Here is a 17,370-nt window from a genome sequence, read left to right as displayed (position 1 = left end):
GCTGATCGGGGGACGATCAGGCGGAGCAGGAGGTGGTGCTGGTGGTGCTGGAGCAGGTGCTGGTGGAGCTCGTGCTGCACGAGGCGGCCACGGCCAGCAGGACGCCGCTCGCGTCCGCGTAGTCCGAGATCTCGAAGGTCTCCGACTCGAGCTCGAGGATCTCGTTCGCCAGGTCGGCCAGGTTGGTCTTGTCGTCGATGTTCATTGCTACTCCTCAGCGATGTCTGGGCTGCCCGTCTCCGGTTCGGCCCGCCGTGGTGACTAAGACCATTCCATCGGGTGCCGATAGCCGATCGACCTACGTCTCGCTGTCACTCCACTGACATCACTGGTGACTGGCTCAGCCGAGCCAGACCGGCCCCCAGGCCAGGTCCTGCGGACCGAGTAGCGCGTCGGCGGCGACCCGGATCCCGAGAACCCGCTGGCCGGAGGTGCCGAAGACGGTGGCGTGGATGTCGTGTAGCAGGCGCTGGACGTCGCCCGGGGACAGGGCGCTGATCAGGGGAGCGGTCGCCGGCGGGCTCGGGACGGCTGCTGGGGAAGTAGTGGGGAGCAGCAGGTCTCGGGTCCGGGCCGCAGTGAGGGCGTAGTCGATCGCCTCCTCGCTCTGCCGGCCCCAGGCTGCAGCCACGACGGCACTGGACGACCGACGTACGACCGCCGCGAGCCGCAGCGGCCCGCTGAACTGCGGAACATGGCGGGTGATGACGTCGAAGCCGGTGTCCGGCAGGGAGTGCCACTGGGTATCCCGGCTGTACGCGTTCAGGAGGTTGAGCGAGCCGTCGAGGAGCCACGTCCATTCCGTCGAGCCCGAGGCGCCGACCACCGCGCGGCCAGATGTCGGGACCGCGTCCGACGACATCGACCGCAGACTGTCCAGAACCGCGTGCCGCAGCGCCAGGTCCGTTCGAGTCGCCCAGCCCAGCCCCCAGTGTTGCTGCGCGGGGGCGGACGTCCGCACCGCAGCCGCTGAGATTCGCGTCGAATCGTGTGTCGCGAGCGGTTCGGGAGCAAGCAGTCCCGCCCACGGTGCCAATATCGCGAGGGCGTCACCTGGCACGTGGGTAGCCATCGGCATCGATTCGAGATCCGTCAAGCTCCGAATTCCGGTCCAGCGGGTCCGGCCCTCACCGGGCAGTACGAGGAGTGTCGTGACCCGATGCTCCGGGTCCACGACCGCCGCGGTGCTGTCGTCGGCCCAGTCCACAGATAGGACGGCGTCGCGCACCGCGGCCTCGACCGATCCGGCGGTCCAAGGCTTGCCGCTCACCGAACCGGTCGGGATCCGCGCCCGCCGCCAGAGCGCGGTGCGCTCGGTCAGCAGATCGTGCAGTTGTGGGTGTTCTGAACGTGGTCCGACGACGATCAATCCTGCGATGGGGGTGACCGGTACTGCTTCAGTCATCGGTCAACTGCCTTCCATTGGCGTTCTTCGGCGGGTCGATCCCCACGACTGCGGACCGCCAAGGCCGGCAGGGCGAGTCTTGATCGCTGCGTTCAGTCCCAGGCCGTCGAGTTGCTGCTGTCCACGACAGTGACAGGGGGAGCGGCGGGGTCCGTCGGGGCGTCGGCATTCGCGGCGGCCGGGAAGAGAATCACGATCATGGCGGCCAGCGTGCTTGCGAACAGCGCATTCTTCTTCATTTTGATCACCAGATCCCTTGGCTTCGTCCGTCCGGATGTTCCGTCCGGAACGCCTCAACTGTGCGGTCAGGTCACCGCAGGCGAATAGACGGAAGAAGCTGCCTGGCACGTAGTTCCCGGACGTCTACGCGGGCTGCCCCACCGCGAAGCGGCGGCAGGTACGAGCGGCTGATGGTGGCGATGACCAGGGGCCTGCCGAGGTCGCGATTCGGTGTGCCCCCACACGTTGTACATCAAAGCCGATCTGCACTTGGCCAACGCACCGTCGGTTATGCCCGGCCAGCCCCACCCGCTGGCTCGTGTGGTGGATCATGTCGCCCGGTGGTCGCAGGCGAACTCCGCTATGTCACCGACATCCCGCCAGTTGTTAGTAGTCGACCGGCAGCAGGTCCCGGCCGTGCTCCCCGCCCGCGCGGGGATGGTCCCAGGCGGCCCGCGTCTTACGTCAGCGATCAGCCGTGCTCCCCGCCCGCGCGGGGATGGTTCCCTTATGCGTCCGGATCAGCTCACGCGGGCATTGTGCTCCCCGCCCGCGCGGAGACGGTCCCTTCTTGAACTGCCCGTCGGACTGGTCGAGGCCGTGCTCCCCGCCCGCGCGGCGTTCACCCGACCAAGCCCGCCCTCCGGACAGCGCGGGATAGCCAGAGCTTGTAGGCGTACTCATCTAAAGAGGCTCCGCCTCGAGTCGGGCGTTACGTAGCGTGACGGTGGCGACTGCCGCTCGCCGACCGGAACTGCCGCCGACAGTGCGCGGACTGTTGCGCAGCGAGTCACTCTAGGTGACGAGCTCGTTCGGCGAAGAGTGCGACGGGCCGAAACGAGGGCACGCGACAGGTTGCGTCGAAACGGGCATCCCTACGGTGTCGCGTAACCCGACCAAGCACCGTGTGGCCTCCCTCGCCACGGTCGAGGGAGGCCACACGGCAATCACCGTCTATGCTTCCGCGGCGAGCGGATGCTCCTCGCCGGTGATGCCGGCCAAGGCCGCCGCGACCTCGTGCAGACTTGCCCGTACGTAGGTGGCTGTCGCGCCGATCCCACTACCGCCGTCAGTGTGGCCGGCGTAGGCGTGGGCCACGGCATGACCGTAGGTGCGCTCGACCCAAGTCAGGGTGGTGTGCCGCAGCCAGTGCGTGCTGATTTGCTGGGTGTGCACCCACCGCAGATGCTGCCCGATCCTCACCCACAAATGGTCGTAGCGCCGGTAGGTCAGCGGCCGACCATCGCGGTAGCGCAGCAGCGCAGCGTTCCGGTCGCCGTCACCCCGCTCAGCGTGATGCGCGAGCAGGTACCGCATCAGCGTCGGGGAGACGGGCTGCCAGCGGGAGGTGCCGCCCTTTTCCCGCAGGAAGATCAGGCATTGGTCGGTGTCCAGATCCCTTGGACGCAGCGCCAGCGCCCCGCCGCGGCGGCAGGCAGTCTCGGTGTGCAGCCGAATGAGCAAGCTGTCTAGGCCCGGGTCGTCTCCGGTGCTGGCCGCCACCTCGTTGATTGCCGCCAGGCGTGCGTCGCCGATCGCCCGCCGGGTGCTGGGTAGCCGGGGTGGCTTGTCCACTTTCAACGCCGGGTTGTCGGCCGCGTCCAGGTATCCGTCCGCTACCGCTCGCCGGTACAGGCAGCGCAGCGCGGACACCAGGTGTTCGGCAGCGGAACGGCCTCCCCGGTTGTTGCGTCGCGTCACCACATTGGCCTGTACCTGGGCCCGCAACTGCTCGATCTCAGAGGGGCGTGGCTCGTCGATACGCCGGCCACCCCATGCCTGCACCACTCGATTCCAGTATGAGCCGTACGCCCGGCGGGTCCCGGGCGAAACCGCGGCGGCGACGACCGGCACGTACTCGGCGAAGGTTGGGGCTGGTGGATGGGCCGGCCGTACGTTCAGCAGGTCAGCGGGGGAGATGCCCATCCGCTGCAGCAGCAACCGGGCGGCCTCCAACTCTGGCTGGCCTGCGGCGTTCTGGTTCATGCCGCCTCACCCCCCGCGACGGCGGCGTGCGCGTCGGCCAGCAACTGGTCGAGCGCTGCGAGGGGATGGGCCACCAGTACGCCGGAGGCAGGATCGGCGGCGAGCAGAACGCGGTCCCCGGCTGTGAGGTGGCACCACCGGCGCACCGCCAACGGCAGATGCAGGTGACCGCGATCGTCGATGGACTGAACGCCATCGGCTGTTGGCCGGGCCGCGATGAGTCCGGCCTGCGCGCGAATGTCCAGCCGAGTGCCCGGCGCCCAGCCAAGCGTGCGGACGATGCTGCGATCGGCGATCCGGCCGCTCTTGTCCACCGCGCTCAGCGCGTAGACGGTGCCGGTCACTCGTGAGGACGGGGAATCCAAGGCTGGCACGGGAAGCGGCCGTCGGGTCCGACCCACTGGTCCTGGGCCGGCACCGGCGCCTCCGGGAATCAGCTTGGGAATCACCGGCGGTACGGACGAGGTGGTCACCGTAACCACCCCCGCGCCTGCTCGGCTATCACTCGCAGTGACGCTGGACGGTAGATGAGGTGTTCAAAGAGGTTTGAACACAGGTACGGGATATTGCGCACCAGTGCGGACCGTGGGGGTTCAAGTCCTAGCTCGATGCGGCAGCGAGATAGGCTTGCGTCGGTCTGCGAAGCCTCGGCAGATTATGCATTGCAGACCGGATTGTCCCTACGATTTTGCTGGTGGAACCAAGAGTTCGGGCCCCTGCAACAAACTGGAATGTGCCGGCAAGGGCGAGGTATCTAGGGTGATTCGATACCAAACAATTGCTGGGCTGGCAGGATCACCCTGCATTGAAGCCGAGAACCCAAGGTGACTCATCACCTATGACGCCTCGGCTGGCGGCGGGTTCGAGGCGGTATCTCACTTCGCGACACAGGACGGCAGGCTAAAAGCCAGCATCCACTCGTTCGTCATCGAGACTCCGGCGCGCCGCATCGTCGTGGACACCGCCCTGGGTTCCCACAAGCGGGGCCGTCCCGTCGAGGCATGGAACAACCTGCGTCCCCCATTGCTGAACCGATTGACGGAGTCCGGGTTCCCGCCCGAGCCCATCGACACCGTGTTGTTCACCCACCTCCACATGGACCATGTGGGCTGGAACACCCATCTCGTGGACGGCGTGTGGGTGGCGCCGTTCACCAACTCCCGTCATCTGATCGTGGCCGGGGATCTCGACCACTGGCGTCGATACGCCGAAACCGCGACTGGTGGCATGCGGCTTGCCTACGCTGCGGCCTTCGCGGACTCGGTGCGGCCCGTGCTCGACGCGGGCCTCGTCGACACGGTCGGCAGCAACCACGCGATCAGCGACGAGGTCCGGCTGATCTCCACGCCGGGGCACACCGCCGGGCACGTCAGCGTCGAGACCGCTTCGGCGGGTGAGCGAGCGGTCATCACCGGGGACAGCATTCACCATCCCTGCCAGCTAGCCCATCCGGAATGGACGTCCGCCGACGATCTCGACGCCGAACAGGCCGTCCGTACCCGCCGGGAACTCCTCTCGGCCCTGGCCTACGACCAGGCGCTGCTGATCGGGACGCACTTCGCCGGCCCCACGGCCGGCCGCGTGCTGCGCGACGGTGAATCCTTTCGCCTCCGCATCGACGACTGAATCGAGACCAGCGTCATCGTGCCCGGCGTGGCCGGTCCGCAGGCGGTGCAGCGGCTAGGCAGGGGATTCAGCCGATGAGTCGTCGAGCCATGGAGTAAGCAGGGTCATGGTGCGCTGGTGGAGGCCGTCTTGAAAGCTCACCACGCGGACCTGTTCGGCCGGCTCGGCGACCCGCCCCTCGTCCAGGTAAACCCCGCTGGGCACCCCCGGATCGCGGGCGGCGTGGATGACGTTTGCCGCCCCGTGGGCCGCATCCTCACCTCGGACCGCGAACATCGCGTGCAACAGTCGGGTGTTGACGACTCCCGGGTGAACGCTGACGATCCCGGGGCGGTAGTACCGGGACTGCCGGACGGCGTGGGCGACCAGCGCGAGCTTGGACCGGGCGTACGCGGCGGCCGGCTGGTAGCCGTGCTGGAATTGCAGATCGTCCAGGTCGAGGCGGGCAGAGAGATGGGTCGCGGACGACACGTGCACCACCCGGCCCGTCGCGGGGATGAGCGGCAGGAGTAGTTCGGTGAGTAGGACGGCCGCCAGGTAGTTCGTCTGCAGCGTCGCTTCGTAGCTGTCTGTGCTGCACCGGCGGCTCTCGGCACCGGGGCGACCGGCGTTGTTGATGAGCACGTTGACCTGCTCGGTGGCGTTCGCCACCGTCCTGGCCAGGGCCACGACGTCGTCAAGTCTGCCGAAGTCGGCCTGCGCGTAAATCACCTCGGCTCGACCGACGCTGCGCAGCTCGTCGAGCAGCGGCTGCACCGCCGCGTGTGGCTCCGGCCCGTGCAGAAGCAGGCGTCGGGCTGATTTCGCGATGCGCCGTGCTGCCGCCGCACCGATCCCGCTGGTCCCTCCGGTGAGCACGACCGTTCCTGGTATCTGGTCGACCATTCTTGATCGCTCTCCCAAACGTGAGACGTCGGTCAAGACATCATCGGGCGGGCGGCGCCCCGATGCGGGCTGAATGGCCGCGGCCCCCGCAGGCGCGGGCGGCAGGAGGAGCACGCCGTCAAACAGGAGTCGTCACGCCTCAGCCGCCTCCGTGTCAGGCGGTGTTGCCGGCGCCGTCCGTCGTCGCAGGAACCGCGCTTGCCGGGCCCGCGGCGGCCCGACGTCACACCCACTATTCGGACGGTTCACCGCCGGCCGGGAGGAGTTGATCGAGGGTGACGGGCAGGGAACGGATTCGCTTGCCGGTGGCGTGGTACACGGCATTCGCGATCGCGGCGGCCACGCCGGGTAGTCCGACCTCGCCGACCCCCTTGGTGCCGACCGGTGTCAGCCGGTCCGGTTCGCCGACGAAGACGACGTCCAGCTCGCCGATGTCCGCGTTGACCGGCACCAGGTAGTCGCTGAAACTGGCGTTCGCGATGCGTCCAGTCCGCCCGTCGGTGACGGTCTCCTCCAGCAGCGCCTGGCCGATCCCGCCGACCGTGGCGCCCGTGATTTGGCTGCGCGCCAGCTTGTCGTTGAGGATCCGCCCGCCGTCGATCACGGACACCACCCGGGGGATCCGCAGCAGGCCGAGGTCGGGGTCGACGTGGACCTCGACGAACTTCGCCGCGAACGCGCCGGCGGGTGCCAGCCCGACTTCCCGGGGATCCGGTGGTGCGCTTGCGCCGTCGGCGGTCAGGCCGTCCAGCCCGTGCCGATCGAGTATCGCGGTGTAGCTCTCGCCCACTCTCGCGTCGGCCTTGCGGTGGATCCGCCCGCCGCTGACCGCGACGTCGTCGATCGTGCAGCCGCGCAGCGGCGAGGCGGCGTCGTCCGTAACGGTGTTGAGGAACACCCGGATCAGCTCTCGGCAGCTGGCGTAGACGGCGTTGCCCAGCGCGCCGGTCAGTCCCGAACCGCCAGCTTGCGGCGCCCAGGGCATGTCGGAGTCGCCCAGGTCGAACCGGACGTGTTCCAGCGGCAACCCGAGCAGTTCCGCGGAGAGCTGCCACATGACGGTGTAGGCGCCGGTGCCGATGTCGTTGGCGGCGCTACGGACATAGCCGGTCCCGTCGCGGCCGATCGTGGCCCGGGCCTCGCAGCGCGACTGCCACCATAGGTAGCTAACCCCGGCCATCCCGTAACCGACCAGCCATCGGCCGTCACGCATCGAGCCGACCCGCGGGTCGCGGCGCGACCAGCCGAACCGCTCCGCCCCGAGTGTGTAGCACTCCCGCAGTGCCTTGCTCGACCACGGGAGCCCAGACTGCGGCTGGACCTCGGCATAGTTGCGTAGCCGCAGGTCCAAGGGGTCGATGCCCAACTGGTACGAGAGTTCGTCGAGCGCCGACTCCAGCGCGAAATTGGCCTGGGCCTCGGCGGGGGCGCGCATCGATCCCGGACAGGGGATGTTGAGCCGCCGCTGCCGGTCCCGGTTCGCGACGTACGCACAGGCGTACGCGTTGGCGCTCGAAGCCGCCACCGGCTCCATGTTCTCGTCTTCCATGGCGACGGTCTGCAGAGACTCGTGGTCGATCGCGACCAACTTGCCGTCACGCCGTGCGCCGATCGCGATCGTCTGCACCGTGCCCGGGCGGTGTCCTACGCCGGTGAACATCTCTGGACGGGAGAGCACCAGCTTCACGGGCCGCCCCACCGTACGCGCGGCGAGCACCGCGAGGATCACGTGCGGCCACACCCGCAGCCCCGACCCGAACGCACCGCCGACGTACTCGGCGTATACGCGCACGGTGGATTCGGGAATCCCGAACATCTGGGCGATGGTGGTGCGTGTATTGGAGGTCCACTGCGTAGCGTCGTGCACCGTCACCTCGTCGCCGTTCCAGACCGCGACCGTCGCGAAGAGCCCGAGCGGGTTGTTGGTGTTCTCCGCCGTCGTGTAGGTCGCCTTGTGCACGACGTCGGCGGATGCGAGTGCTGCGGCGACGTCACCGCGCTCGCCGTCACTGCCGAACGGGTTAACCGCCACTTCACCCCGGGAGTCGTCGATGTGCACCACGGCCTCGGCGGATTCGTACCCGACGATGACGGCCCGGGCGGCGGCTGCCGCCTGGTAGCTGGTCTCGGCAACCACAGCCGCCACATACTGCCCGTGGAACAAAATCCGGTCGTCCTGAAAGGGCGGTGGCGGAGTCGGCCCGAGGGACGTCATTGGTCCCGCGGCCAGCCGGGCCGCGTTGCGATGAGTGATGATCGCCAGCACGCCGGGCACCGCCTCGGCCAGCGCGGTGTCGATCTCACTGACCCGCCCTGCGGCGACGGTGCTCCGGACAAGCGCGAGGTGCGCCATGCCCGGGTAGCTGACGTCGGAGGAGTATGGCGCGGCACCCTTCACCTTCAGCGGCCCGTCGACGCGGTCGATACCCGCCCCGACAATGGTCGTGGGTTCGGTCATGGTCATGTCGGACCTCCCGCAACGGTCTCCAGTGCCCGCACGATGGTCCGCCGGGCCAGCTCCGGTTTGAAACCCGTGCCGGGAACCGTGAACGGGTCGCGCAGCTCCGTCACCGCCGCTGCCCGGTAGGTCTCGACGGTCGCCGGGCCGCCGGTCAACACCTGCTCGGCGGCGCGTGCCCGCCAGGGAATCGTCCCGACACCGCCGAGGCCCATCCGCGCCTCGGTGACGACCCCGTCCTCGATGGTGAGGGCGGCAGCGACCGAGACGAGGGCGAACTCATACGAGGCGCGATCGCGTATCTTCAGGTAGACCGACCGGGCCGCGGCCGGCAGCAGCGGCACCTCGACCGCAGTGATCAGGTCGCCGTGGCGCAGCACCGTCTCGACGTCCGGGCGGTCGCCGGGGAGGACGTAGAACTCGGTCAGCGGGATCGCCCGCTCGCCGTCGCCGCCGCGCACCCGCACCACCGCGTCGAGCGCCACCAACGGTACGCAGAGGTCGGAGGCGTGCAACGCGATGCAGTTCTCGCCCGCCCCGAGGATCGCGTGCATCCGTGCCCCCGCGCCGGTGATCGCGGCGCAGCCGGAGCCCGGCGCCCGTTTGTTGCAGTCGGGCACGGTCGGATCACGGAAGTATCGGCAGCGGGTGCGCTGCAGCAAATTCCCGCCGATCGTCGACATGTTGCGCAACTGGGTGGATGCTCCGGCCAGAAGTGCGGTGCGGACCAGCGGGAGGCGCCGGGCCACGGTCGGGTCGGCAGCAAGCTCCTCCATCGTGGTCAGCGCGCCGACCCGAAGGGTCCGCTCGTCGGCGGTTATGCCGCGCAGCGGCAGTCGGGTGATGTCGACCACCCGCTCGGGGTCGAGGATGCCGTCCTTGAGCATCAGGTCGACTTGGGTGGTACCGCCGGCGAGGTACTGGGCGGCGGGGTCGGCGCGCACCAGCGTCACGGCTGTATCAACGTCGCCTGGCCGTAGGTACTCAAAGGCACGCATGATCATCCGGCTCCCTGGCCGGCGACCTCGCGGATCGCGGCGACGATGTTCGGATACGCGCCGCAGCGGCAAATGTTGCCGCTCATGAACTCCCGTATCTCGTCATCGGACCCGGCCCGCCCCTCTCGCAGCAGGGCAACCGCCGACATGATCTGACCCGGGGTGCAGTAGCCGCACTGGAACGCGTCGTGCCGCAGGAAGGCGTCCTGGAACGGGTGCCGGTGCCCGTCCTCCGACAGCCCTTCGATCGTGGTCACCGCCCGCCCCTCAGACTGCGCGGCGAGGGTCAGGCAGGCGAGCACCCGCTTGCCGTCGACCAGCACCGTGCAAGCCCCGCAGGCGCCCTGGTCGCACCCCTTCTTGGTGCCCACCAGGCCGAGTTCATCGCGCAGCGCGTCGAGCAGGGTGACCCGGCTGTCGAGCCGCAACTCGCGTCGGCCTCCGTTCACGGTCAGCGACAGCCGAACCTCGGTGGCACCAGTCGGTGAGGAGAGGGCAGCCTCGCCCTCGGCTCCGTCGTCTCGATTCATGCCCTCTCCCATCCGCTCAAACCCAAACTTACCGGGCAGGCGACTAGTATCCCTAACGGATGGGCACAAATCCGCAGAAGTACGTCAAAGCGTAAGTGCAGTGGCTGGCATCAGCTCACACCGAGATGTAGCTGCCTGGGCCGAAATCGCATGGCGGCCGTCGGGGCTGGCCACGTCCACGACGGGCGTTGGGTCGGTCCTCACCGGCGCATACCAGGGCGTCGGCGAATAGGCCACCGAGCGCGGACTGCCCATCGCCGCGGTCAACATGGCCCAACAGCACGATGCGGAGGGCCGTACGGCGCAGGCCAAAGCGTGGTTTCTCCGGGCCCATCACGCGGATCCCGACCTGCTCGGCACGCTCGGCCAGCAAGCGATAGAGGCGGGCGCGCGCGTCGAACCCACTCGTACTGGACGACTACGTGCGCAGCACCGGCGACTCCCGGCGGGTGGTGGACATGCTGGTGGGCGACACTGGGCATGACCCGTTTCGACGGACAGGGTCGATGTGTTGATCTTATCTAATCGGCCTGGTTCACCGGTTGCCTGGTGTGGTGGGTGGCTTCGTAGGCGGCTGGGCTGAGGAAGCCCAGCGAGGAGTGCCGGTTGAGTCGGCCTGGAGCGCGGTATTGGTGTTGCCACCAGCCCGTTTCTCCAGGCCGCTCGCCGAGTGAAGTGGGCCGCCGGCGAGGTGCCCGTGGTGTGGGTCCTTTTCCGTCGGCCTCTTCCCGAACCGTGCTGGTCGGTTTCCCTGACACACGGCTCTCCAGTGGTCAGTTCCGGGTGGTTGTGCGTGTCCGACCGGCGTGGATGCCGTTCAGATAGGGCATCGGTGCAGGTCGGCGTGGTGGGCTGACGGATGATGTCGAGGGTCGGTACGGTTGCTGGTCGTGACGTCGCAGGCGGTGCCCTCGGGGCGGTTGACTGACCATATTGGTCTGGGTGTGCTCTCGGCCCGGTTCCATCGCGATCTGCTCGAGGAAGTGATCAACCGGACGGGGTGTCGGGAGAAGCGCAGTCGTCGGCTTCCGGCGCACGTGGTGATCCGGTATGTGATCGCGATGGGTCTGTACGGCCAGGAGTCCGCTGAGGAGGTGATGCGGCGGCTCGTTGGTGGCCTGCGCACGATGGGCTCCTGGTCGGATGATTGGCAGGTCCCGACCGCCTCGGCGATCATGCAGGCGCGTCAGCGCTTGGGTGTGGCGCCGGTGAAGGAGTTGTTCGCACGGGCTGCGGTGCCAGTGGCGGGCTCGGGCACCAAGGGTTCCTGGCTGGCAGGCCGCCGTCTGATGGCCATCGACGGGACCAGTTTTGATGTGGCTGACACGTCGACGAATGTGGAGCGTTTCGGGCGGATGGGTTCCGGGGCGAACGCGTCGGCGTATCCGAAGGTGCAGGTCACTGCGGTCATTGAGTGCGGCAGCCGGGCCGTGGTCGGGGCTGTCCTGGGCCCGTGCAGCATCGGGGAACGCACCCAGGCCGGGGAGTTGACCGGTGTGACGGAGCCGGGGATGCTGCTGCTGGCCGACAGCGGCTTCTACTCCTTCGAGTTGTTCAACCGGTTCGCCGCTGGCGGCGCGGACCTCGCCTGGCGCGTCAAAGCGTCGGTATCGGTGCAACTGGTGCGGTGGTTGTCCGACGGTTCCTACCTGGCGTTGATCTATCGACCCGGGCTGTCCGCGCAGCGGCGCCGCCACCTGGCCCAGACGGTGACCGACGGAGGTCAGGTTCCCGCTGACACCGCCCGCCTCGTGCAGGTCGTGGACTACACCGTGCCCGACCGCAATCCCGACGGTGAACTCATCACCGTGATCACCACCATCCTCGATCCATACGAGGTATCCGCGATGGACCTGGCTACCGCCTACCATGATCGCTGGGAGGAGGAATCCGCCCTCAACGAGATCAAAAGTGACCTCCGCGGTCGAGGTGGGGTCCTCCAGTCGAAGATCCCTGACCTGGTCGAACAGCAGATATGGGGTCTACTTCTGGCGCACTACGCGATCCGGGCACTGCTCGTCGACGCCGCCGACGAAGCCGGCTACGACCCCGACCGGCTGTCCTTCATACGCGGGCTCCGTCTCGTACGCCGCCAGGTCACCGACCAGGCGGCCATTTCCCCCTGAGCGCCTGAAGACCGCCATCACCGACGCCCACGCCGAGATCCTGCGTCACCCGCTACCCGAACGCCGGCACCGCACCTGCCAACGAGCCATCAAACGCGGCCGACACAACTCCTACCGCGTCAAACGACCCACCGACAAGATCATCCGCCACTCCGGACCACCCACACCCATCCTGGCCTGCCCCAAGAGCCCTATCTGAACGGCATTGTTGTGTCCTGAACAGCGAAGGAGTTGCATTTGTAGGCGAAGCTCTGGAGTTGGTGCTGTGTGGGAGATGAAAGTTTGGCCCTTCGGAGCCGCCCACTCGGGGGAGGCTTCAAACCACCACATGCTGCGTTGGCTGAAGACCGTCGTGGTGAGCGATGTGGAAAAGGCGCACGAGATGTGTCAGGTGGGGATCAGGAAGACGATCGTCGTTGAGGTGTCGTTATTTAAGAAGTGACATCGAAACCGGGATTTCCAATGCGTTCCCGGGATGAGTCTGGCGGGTTCCCGATTTTCTGGCCAGGCGGTGTCCGGCATGGATGGCGACGTGAGCCTGGTCTGCGGCTCTCGTATGGAACAGGAGAAGGTGCGCCCGGCTACTGCAACCCCGTAGTTGAGGGGTGCGAGAGGGAGTGTCTCAAGCGGCTCAAACCGTGAGAGATCGAGTACCGATGTCGGGCGTGCTGGCGGACCGACTCGTAGTAGTGCTGAAAGCCGCTGTAATGGCGGTCGAGCGAAGGGGTCGGGTCGTTCGTGGTCTTTTCGTCTGATCAACCGGCGTTCCCGGGAGGAGTCATGTGGAGAGGCAGAAGTCAGCGGAAGGTAAGCCGTTTGACATTTCCAAGCAGGAAGTGTGGGAAGCTTATCGGCAGGTGAGGGCCAATAAGGGCGGCCCGGGTGTGGACGGGATGACGATCGAGGATTTCGAGTCGGATCTGAAGAACAATTTGTACAAAGTCTGGAATCGGATGTCCTCGGGTTCGTACTTTCCGCCTCCGGTGAAAGCGGTGGAGATCGCGAAGGCACATGGTGGAGGCACCCGGGTGTTGGGTGTTCCCACGGTCGCGGACAGGGTCGCGCAGACAGTCGTGGCTCGGCGGTTGGAGGCGAAGGTCGAACCGATCTTCCACCCTGACTCGTACGGGTACCGGCCGAACCGATCGGCTCTGGACGCGGTGAGCGCATGTCGGCAGCGCTGCTGGCAGTTCAACTGGGTGATCGATCTGGACATTCAGAAGTTCTTTGACAGCGTCGACCATGTGCTCATGCTCAAGGCGGTTGAAAGTCACGCTGATGTTCCGTGGGTGGTGCTCTATGTCAAACGGTGGCTGGTCGCGCCGTTGCACTTGACCGACGGCACTGTGCAAACACGGGATCGGGGGACTCCGCAGGGATCTGCGGTGTCGCCTGTGCTGGCGAACCTGTTCATGCACTATGCGTTCGATATGTGGATGGTCAGGGAGCATCCGGGAGTTCCGTTCGAGCGCTATGCAGATGATGCCGTGGTGCATTGCGTGAACCAGGGTCAGGCGGAACGTCTGGTCCAGGCTATCGCTACCAGAATGGGGGATGTCGGGTTGCGGTTGCATCCCGACAAGACGAAGATCGTGTGTGTGCCACGCGCGCAGAGGGAGAGGTTGGGATGTAGGTAGGAGACCTCGATCGATGTGCTGCTGCGTGGAAGATGAAGGATTGTGGCCCTTCGGCATCGCCCTTCGGGGGGTGGTGTCAAACCGCCTCATGCTGCGTTGGCTGAAGACCGGCGTGGTGAGCGATGAGGAAAAGGCGCCGTGAGAGGTGTCAGGTGGGAATCGGGAAGGCGAGCGTAAGCGAATCGCTATTGAAGTGTCGAAATTAGTTTTAGATGGCATCAGAACTGGAGCGTGCACGAGGTTCCAGGATGAGTCTGGCGGATACCCGGTTACTGGCCAGGCGGTGCCCGGCATGTAGGCGACGCGAGCCCGGTTTGCTGCTTTCACGTGGAACGTGGGAAGGCCAGCCCCGACACTGCCGCCGCTGGGGAGCGGCGGCGAGAGGGAGTGCGCCAAGCGGCAGAAACCGTAAGGCGTTGAGTACTGTCGCGGGGTTGGCATTCGGACCGGCTCATAGTAGTGAGGAACCCTCTGTAATGGAGGGGGAGCGAAGGGGCCGGACCATCCGGGGTGAGTTCGTTCGGGCAACCAGAAGATTCTGGGAGGGATCGAGTGGGCGAGCTGAAGTCGCCGGGAAAGCCGTTTGTCATCTCGAAGCGGCTCGTCTGGGAAGCGTACCTGAGAGTCAAGGCCAACCAGGGTGCGCCGGGTGTGGATGGGTGCTCGATAGAAGAGTTCGAAGCCGATCTGGAGAATAATCTGTACCGGATCTGGAATAGGATGTCTTCGGGTAGCTACTTCCCACCCCCGGTGAAGGCGGTGGAGATGCCGAAGTCGCATGGCGGGGTAAGAATTTTGGGCGTGCCGACTGTGGCTGATCGGATTGCGCAAACGGTGGTTGCCATCGAGTTGGAGAAACGGGTGGAACCGATGTTCCACCGGGACTCGTTCGGCTATCGGCCACGGCGCTCCGCGTTGGACGCGGTAGGCACGTGCCGGAAACGCTGCTGGGAATACGATTGGGTGGTCGATTTGGACATCCAAAAGTTCTTCGACAGTGTCGATCACTCGCTGATGGTCAAGGCGGTAGAGGCCAACACCGACCAACCGTGGGTGGTGCTGTATGTGAAAAGGTGGCTCGTTGCGCCGATACAGCATCCCGACGGTTCCCTGCACGAGCGAGACAGAGGAACCCCGCAGGGTTCGGCCGTTTCGCCCGTGCTGGCCAACCTCTTCCTCCACTACGGATTCGACCTGTGGATGGCCCGCACGTTTCCGGCTGTCCGGTTCGAAAGATATGTGGATGATGCGGTGGTGCACTGCGCGACCCGCCAGCAAGCGGAAATGCTGCGGGCCGCAATTGATCAGCGGATGGTGGAGATCGGGTTGCGACTGCACCCGGACAAGACCCGAATAGTCTATTGCAAGGACAGCAACCGGCGGGACGAGCACGATGCCGTCTCGTTTACGTTCTTGGGCTACACCTTCCAACCCCGGCGAGCGCGGAACACGCGGAGGCAGGTGCGGTTCACCTCGTTCCAGCCTGCGATGAGCCGGGAGAAGCTGACCGAGAAGGGCCGGGAAGTCCGCCGCTGGCGGCTGCACCGGCGACCAAACGACACTCTGGACGACCTCGCGGAGGCGATCAACCCGATCGTGCGAGGTTGGATGACCTACTGGGGCCGGTTCTACCGGACCGAAATGGACCCGCTTCTCAAACGCATCAACACCTACCTGATGCGGTGGGCGCGCAAGAAGTACAGGCGGTTGCGTGGGTTCAAGCGCCTCAAGGCGTGGTGGAAAGCGGTTACGCAACGTGACCCCGTCCTCTTCGCGCACTGGGAGTGGACTCACCGTTTCCATCCGGCTGGGTGGTAAGAGCGGAGTGACGGGAGACCGTCACGCTCCGTTCTGTGGGAGCCCGAGGGTGAGATTCCCTCGGGCTACCCGACACTGCAAGGATGCAAGCAGGCGTGCAACATATGAGCACACCCCGTTTACGTTTCTGGGGTACACGTTCCGTCCTCGCGGGGCGCGGAATGAACGTCAACATGTGACGTTCACGTCGTTCGCGCCGGCAATCAGTAAGGCAGCCCTGAAGAAGATCAGTGGGACAGTTCGCCGTTGGCGGCTGGACCGCAGAACAGGCCAGACCCTTGCCGACCTCGCACAATGGATGAACCCCATCGTGCGCGGATGGATGCAATACTACGGACGGTTTAACCGATCCGCCTTGTATTCGTTCCTGCAACGTATCAACGCCTACTTGGTGCGGTTCCTGCGTCACAAGTTCAAGCGGGTTCGATCGTTTAAGAAGGCCAGGATGGGCTGGCAGCGCATCACCAGCCAGTACCCGAAAGCTTTCGCCCACTGGGCATGGGTCAACACCTTCTGACGATCAGAACGACAAGAGCCGTATGACGGGAGACTGTCACGTACGGATCTGTGAGGGCCGGAGGGTGAGACTCCCTCCGGCTACTCGGCCTGCATGGGGTGGCCAACCGACGACGGGACGAGGCGGTGGGGATGCGCCAGGTGCTCCAGTTCGTCGCCCGACGGCTGCCAGGGTCCTACGGCCTCCTCTACGAGAAAGACGAGGAAATGCCCGTCCCTCCCGGTCCGAACGCGTTCCGGGTGCACGTCATGGCGCGGGGTGAGATCACCGAACGTCTCGATCCGTTCCTGTCACCCATCCGTCCCGTCATCGAGGACTGATCGCCGGACTGATCCGGGTGCGCCTGACCCATGGATCAGAGGCTCGGTGCTCCGTTGTCACCGTGCTGATCGGGCAGGGGTTCGTGTCAGCCCATGCTGAGCAGTGCTTCTGCGGTCGCCTGGTCCGGATCATGGTCGGGGGAACCGTCCTGGAGGCTGGTAAGCGGTGTCCACCATGGTCAGTCAGTAGATCTTCGTCCCGGGTGACTGCGGGGCGGTGTGCGGGCGTGACCAGTGGGTCGGGCTCGGATGGCAGCAGTCGTACGACGGCAGCCGAGTCGTGGCGGTACCGGGTTCGGGCATCTGACTTCTGCCCGTCACACAGAGCTGGCGAGATCGGGTCCGGCTGCCCGCCGGGTCGCCCGCTGCTCACCCCCGGCACGCACTGTGCGGCCCGGCCGACTGCCATCCTCCCCGGATGCTCGTCGCCGACCCTGCCGCACGCTCCGCGGCCCGGCGGCACGTCCACCCCATCGAAGGCAGCCGCGCCGCCCGCTGCGGCTTCGCCAAAGGTCGTGACGCGCGGGGCCACCGGTAAATACGACGGACTGACGCACTGATCTGCCGATGAGCGGATGTCGAGTTATCCGGGTGCGTGCAGGAGTCGACTTCAGCACAATCGGCGAATGGCGATGGTCTCTCTGGCTGGCCGCGTGGTGATCGTGACCGGCGCGAGTCGTGGTATCGGCATCGGTGCCGCCATCGCGCGGCGACTTGTTGCGGATGGGGCAGGTGTCCTGCTGCATTCCTGGGTGCCCTACGACGTCGAACAGCCGTGGGGTGCAGGTGAGCAGGGACCGCAGAAGCTCGCTGCTGAACTGCGACGCCTAGGGGGTGTTTAAGAA

General features: G+C 66.3%; 16 protein-coding genes and 1 pseudogene. 8 read left to right on the top strand and 9 right to left on the bottom strand.

Annotated features, from left to right (window positions below):
* Positions 1 to 16: 16 nt before the first annotated feature.
* From KIF24_RS18065 to KIF24_RS18045, 5 genes are all read right to left on the bottom strand, one after another.
* On the bottom strand, positions 17 to 205 hold the full coding sequence (locus KIF24_RS18065) for a thiazolylpeptide-type bacteriocin (protein WP_030487016.1): 189 nt from the start codon (positions 203 to 205) through the stop codon (positions 17 to 19).
* A 135-nt stretch (positions 206 to 340) separates the two neighbouring features.
* Positions 341 to 1,405: a hypothetical protein gene (locus KIF24_RS18060; protein ID WP_221085058.1), complete on the bottom strand. Its 1,065-nt coding sequence runs from the start codon at positions 1,403 to 1,405 to the stop codon at positions 341 to 343.
* Between the two features lie 92 nt (positions 1,406 to 1,497).
* On the bottom strand, positions 1,498 to 1,653 hold the full coding sequence (locus KIF24_RS18055) for a hypothetical protein (RefSeq protein ID WP_221085057.1): 156 nt from the start codon (positions 1,651 to 1,653) through the stop codon (positions 1,498 to 1,500).
* Between the two features lie 925 nt (positions 1,654 to 2,578).
* The gene (locus KIF24_RS18050) at positions 2,579 to 3,565 is read right to left on the bottom strand and encodes a tyrosine-type recombinase/integrase (RefSeq protein WP_230415726.1); all 987 of its coding nucleotides are present in this window, start codon (positions 3,563 to 3,565) and stop codon (positions 2,579 to 2,581) included.
* Positions 3,566 to 3,606: 41 nt separating this feature from the next.
* On the bottom strand, positions 3,607 to 3,954 hold the full coding sequence (locus tag KIF24_RS18045; RefSeq protein WP_221085056.1) for an AbrB/MazE/SpoVT family DNA-binding domain-containing protein: 348 nt from the start codon (positions 3,952 to 3,954) through the stop codon (positions 3,607 to 3,609).
* Between the two features lie 487 nt (positions 3,955 to 4,441).
* Between KIF24_RS18045 and KIF24_RS18040 the strand changes: the two genes are divergently transcribed.
* Positions 4,442 to 5,236 carry an MBL fold metallo-hydrolase gene (locus KIF24_RS18040; RefSeq protein WP_221087415.1) on the top strand — a complete coding sequence of 265 codons (795 nt, stop codon included), beginning with the start codon at positions 4,442 to 4,444 and terminating at the stop codon, positions 5,234 to 5,236.
* 54 nt (positions 5,237 to 5,290) lie between these two features.
* On the opposite strand, the gene KIF24_RS18035 is transcribed toward KIF24_RS18040, so the two are convergent.
* The 4 genes from KIF24_RS18035 to KIF24_RS18020 form a co-directional block, all read right to left on the bottom strand.
* On the bottom strand, positions 5,291 to 6,094 hold the full coding sequence (locus KIF24_RS18035) for an SDR family NAD(P)-dependent oxidoreductase (RefSeq protein WP_221085055.1): 804 nt from the start codon (positions 6,092 to 6,094) through the stop codon (positions 5,291 to 5,293).
* A 259-nt stretch (positions 6,095 to 6,353) separates the two neighbouring features.
* Positions 6,354 to 8,585 (bottom strand): xanthine dehydrogenase family protein molybdopterin-binding subunit, encoded by a 2,232-nt coding sequence (locus KIF24_RS18030; protein ID WP_221085054.1) that lies wholly within the window; start codon positions 8,583 to 8,585, stop codon positions 6,354 to 6,356.
* Positions 8,582 to 9,577 carry an FAD binding domain-containing protein gene (locus tag KIF24_RS18025; RefSeq protein WP_221085053.1) on the bottom strand — a complete coding sequence of 332 codons (996 nt, stop codon included), beginning with the start codon at positions 9,575 to 9,577 and terminating at the stop codon, positions 8,582 to 8,584. The genes KIF24_RS18030 and KIF24_RS18025 overlap by 4 nt, the downstream gene beginning before the upstream one ends.
* A gap of 2 nt (positions 9,578 to 9,579) precedes the next feature.
* Positions 9,580 to 10,038 carry a (2Fe-2S)-binding protein gene (locus KIF24_RS18020; protein ID WP_456238349.1) on the bottom strand — a complete coding sequence of 153 codons (459 nt, stop codon included), beginning with the start codon at positions 10,036 to 10,038 and terminating at the stop codon, positions 9,580 to 9,582.
* Between the two features lie 461 nt (positions 10,039 to 10,499).
* Between KIF24_RS18020 and KIF24_RS18015 the strand changes: the two are divergent.
* From KIF24_RS18015 to KIF24_RS34030, 7 genes and pseudogenes are all read left to right on the top strand, one after another.
* A pseudogene (locus tag KIF24_RS18015) lies at positions 10,500 to 10,583 on the top strand (YdcF family protein); the annotation flags it as partial.
* 414 nt (positions 10,584 to 10,997) lie between these two features.
* Entirely contained in the window at positions 10,998 to 12,233 is a 1,236-nt protein-coding gene (locus KIF24_RS18010) for an IS4 family transposase (RefSeq protein WP_331461185.1), read from the top strand.
* Positions 12,234 to 13,015: 782 nt separating this feature from the next.
* Positions 13,016 to 13,870 (top strand): group II intron reverse transcriptase/maturase, encoded by an 855-nt coding sequence (gene ltrA / locus KIF24_RS18005; protein WP_221085050.1) that lies wholly within the window; start codon positions 13,016 to 13,018, stop codon positions 13,868 to 13,870.
* A gap of 552 nt (positions 13,871 to 14,422) precedes the next feature.
* A complete protein-coding gene (ltrA, locus tag KIF24_RS18000) occupies positions 14,423 to 15,688 on the top strand; it encodes a group II intron reverse transcriptase/maturase (RefSeq protein ID WP_221083758.1) in 1,266 nt (421 codons plus the stop codon).
* Positions 15,689 to 15,863: 175 nt separating this feature from the next.
* Positions 15,864 to 16,205: a group II intron maturase-specific domain-containing protein gene (locus KIF24_RS17995; protein ID WP_221085049.1), complete on the top strand. Its 342-nt coding sequence runs from the start codon at positions 15,864 to 15,866 to the stop codon at positions 16,203 to 16,205.
* Between the two features lie 89 nt (positions 16,206 to 16,294).
* Positions 16,295 to 16,525 carry an Imm7 family immunity protein gene (locus KIF24_RS17990; RefSeq protein WP_269440746.1) on the top strand — a complete coding sequence of 77 codons (231 nt, stop codon included), beginning with the start codon at positions 16,295 to 16,297 and terminating at the stop codon, positions 16,523 to 16,525.
* Between the two features lie 626 nt (positions 16,526 to 17,151).
* Complete coding sequence (locus KIF24_RS34030; RefSeq protein ID WP_269440624.1) at positions 17,152 to 17,367, top strand: hypothetical protein; 216 nt, start codon at positions 17,152 to 17,154, stop codon at positions 17,365 to 17,367.
* Positions 17,368 to 17,370 lie beyond the last annotated feature (3 nt).

Source organism: Micromonospora tarapacensis (assembly GCF_019697375.1).
Lineage (GTDB): Bacteria > Actinomycetota > Actinomycetes > Mycobacteriales > Micromonosporaceae > Micromonospora > Micromonospora tarapacensis.
Note: the sequence above shows the minus strand (reverse complement) of the source record. Positions and strands in the feature narration are given on the sequence as shown.

Coding starts and splice junctions, on each gene's coding strand:
- KIF24_RS18065 (WP_030487016.1), bottom strand. CDS start 205: ATGAACATCGACGACAAGACCAACCTGGCCGACCTGGCGAACGAGATC.
- KIF24_RS18060 (WP_221085058.1), bottom strand. CDS start 1,405: ATGACTGAAGCAGTACCGGTCACCCCCATCGCAGGATTGATCGTCGTC.
- KIF24_RS18030 (WP_221085054.1), bottom strand. CDS start 8,585: ATGACCATGACCGAACCCACGACCATTGTCGGGGCGGGTATCGACCGC.
- KIF24_RS18025 (WP_221085053.1), bottom strand. CDS start 9,577: ATGCGTGCCTTTGAGTACCTACGGCCAGGCGACGTTGATACAGCCGTG.
- KIF24_RS34030 (WP_269440624.1), top strand. CDS start 17,152: ATGGCGATGGTCTCTCTGGCTGGCCGCGTGGTGATCGTGACCGGCGCG.